This is a genomic window from Methylobacterium sp. WL18, assembly GCF_008040015.1.
In the GTDB taxonomy this organism is placed as follows: Bacteria; Pseudomonadota; Alphaproteobacteria; order Rhizobiales; family Beijerinckiaceae; genus Methylobacterium; species Methylobacterium mesophilicum.
Genome location: NZ_VRVD01000671.1, coordinates 1 through 2,490, shown reverse-complemented (window position 1 = coordinate 2,490; position 2,490 = coordinate 1). Strand labels below are relative to the sequence as shown.

Here is a 2,490-nt window from a genome sequence, read left to right as displayed (position 1 = left end):
GCCGAACACGGTCGCGGCGCACGCGACGGCGGCGACCAGAGCCGTGATGGCGAACACGCCGCGCCAGCCGATCACCGCCTCGATCAGCCCCGCGAAGGTCGAGCCGGTGAGCTGCCCGAGGATCACCGCCACCAGGAAGCGCCCGATCGCCACCTGCCGACGGTCCATCGGCACCCGGTCGCCGAGCAGCGCGAGCGACAGCGGGATGCAGCCGCCCGCCGCCGCCCCCGCCAGCATCCGCAGGCCGAACAGGCTGCCGATATCGGGGGCGAGGCTGCACAGGACCAGGGCGCCGGCCAGCACCGCCAGGCAGACGCTCATCACCCGCTCCTTGCCCAGCGCGTCGCCCACCGGGCCCAGAACTGGCTGGATGAAGGCGTAGGGCAGCGCGAAGGCGGTGGAGAGCAGCGCCACCGTGTGGGTGTCGCTGCCGAGATCCCGGGCCAGCACGCCGACCAGGGGCTCGACCGAGCGCAGCGCGAAGGTGCTGCCGAACCCCGCGCAGGCCAGGACGACGATCAGGCGCGGGATCGAGCCGGCACCCGGCTCCGGCGCGCGGGTCGCGGACGGCGTGAGGGCCGGCTCTTGGCGGTCGAGCATGAGGGCTTCGCGGGGCGGGCGGACCTGACCGCGGCATCGCATCTCCGCGGCCGCAGCGAAACCCACCCGGATCAGTGCGCGTAGAAGGCCGGATCCGAATTGTCGCTCGGATGCTCGAACGCCCAGCGCAGAGCCGACGACAGCGGCACGTTGTAGTTCAGGCCCCGCGGCGGCACCGGCTTGAGGAACCACGTCTCGTAGATCGTCATGATCTCGGGGCTGCGGTAGAGGTCCGCGGTGGCCTTATCGATCAGCGCCTTGAAGGCCGGATCGTCCCGGCGCAGCATGATACCGTAGGGTTCCGGATCGGACAGGGTCTCCTGGCTGATCGCGTAGGCGGACGGATCCTTCGACTGGGCCGCCACCACGCTGAGCTGCACGTCGTCCATCACGAAGGCCGCCGCCCGGCCGGTCTCGACCATCAGGAAGGCCTCCGGCACATCCTTGGCGGCGATCACCGTGATGCCGAGCTTGCGCTCGTTGTTGGCCTTGATCAGCATCAGGATGTTGGTCGAGCCGGCCACCGACGAGACCACCTTACCGCGCAGATCCTCCAGGCTGGCGATCTTCTGGTCCTTCCGCGAGACGAACCGGGTCGCCGTGAGGAAGTGGGTGTTGGTGAAGGCGACCTGCTTCTTGCGTTCGGAATTGTTGGTGGTGGTGCCGCATTCGAGATCGGTGGTGTTGTTGGTCATCAGCGGGATGCGGGACGAGGAGTTCACGAACTCCATCGCGACCTCGAGCCCCGGCATCTTCAATTCGCGCTTCACGGCGTCGGCGATCTTGAGGCAGATATCGACCGCGAAGCCGACCACCTTCTGGTTCTGGTCCAGGTAGCTGAACGGCGGCGAGCTATCGCGCACGCCGAGCACGATCCGGTTGTTGTCCTTGATCTTCTTGAGGGTGCCGGTCAGCGGTTCGGCCCGGGCCGCCGGGGGGAGGACCGCGAGCAGCACGGCGAGGAGCGGAGTGAGCAGACGCATGGGCTGGCCGGTTCCCTGGTCGCGCAACGGAACGCCGGCCGGACCGACCCGGCGGCGGGAGCCCGACTGCACGCGGATCGGGCTTCCGCACATCCCTCAGCAAGAGTCCGGCCGTGGCTACGGCCAGCAGCGGCAGGAAAACCAGTCCACGACCCAATCCGGTGACGGAAGACCGATCATGTTCCGGTTTTCATGAATTGGAGGACCGGCAATGTCCTCAAGGATTCCGCGGCGTAGTCGAGGAAGGCGTTCACCCGGGCGGGCCGGAGGCCCTGGCTCGGGGTCACGAGGTGCACCGGCACCGGTGCCGGCTCGTAAGCCGCGAGCAGGCGCACGAGCCGGCCGTCCGCGATCTCTTCGGCGGCCTGGTAGGACAGCACCCGCGCGATGCCGCGTCCGGCCCGGGCCGCGATCAGCGCCGCCTCGACCTCGTTGACGATGAGCCGCGGGGCGAGGCGCACCCGGTTGGCACCGAAGCGCCATTCGCGAACGCCCGCATGGATCGGGCCCACGATGGTGTCGTGCGCGCTCAGGTCGGCAGGCGTCCGGGGCGTGCCCCGGGCGGCGAGATAGGCCGGGCTGGCGACGACGACCTGGCTCACCTGCCCGAGCCGGCGCGCGACGAGGCGCGATTCCACGAGCGGCCCGATCCGGAGCGCGACGTCGATCCCGTCCTCCACGAGGTCGAGGTTGCGGTCGGCGAGGACCAGCTCGACCTGCGCCTCCGGGTAGGCGTCCAGGAAGCCCGACACGACCGGCGCCACGTGCTTGCGCCCGAACAGGACCGGCGCCGTGACCCGCACGAGACCCCGCACCGCATCGCCGGCCGCCCCCGAGACGGCAGCCTCGTAACCCGCCAGCAGGCCGCGCGCCCGCTCGGCCAGTTCGAGGCCCGCCGGGGTGGGCG

The 2,490-nt window shown here is 70.3% G+C and carries 3 protein-coding genes; all 3 read right to left on the bottom strand.

The window, feature by feature from the left end; translation table 11 throughout:
* Positions 1-600: MFS transporter (locus FV228_RS26755; protein ID WP_187277927.1), on the bottom strand; the 600-nt coding region annotated here is incomplete at its 3' end.
* Between the two features lie 71 nt (positions 601-671).
* Positions 672-1,583, bottom strand: a complete 912-nt coding sequence (locus FV228_RS26750; protein ID WP_147857292.1) for an amino acid ABC transporter substrate-binding protein — start codon at positions 1,581-1,583, stop codon at positions 672-674.
* A 176-nt stretch (positions 1,584-1,759) separates the two neighbouring features.
* The coding region (locus FV228_RS26745) for a LysR substrate-binding domain-containing protein (protein WP_147857291.1) at positions 1,760-2,490 on the bottom strand (731 nt) is incomplete at its 5' end.

Bases quoted from the DNA above. Each gene is read 5' to 3' on its own strand.
- FV228_RS26750 (WP_147857292.1), bottom strand. From the start codon at position 1,583: ATGCGTCTGCTCACTCCGCTCCTCGCCGTGCTGCTCGCGGTCCTCCCC.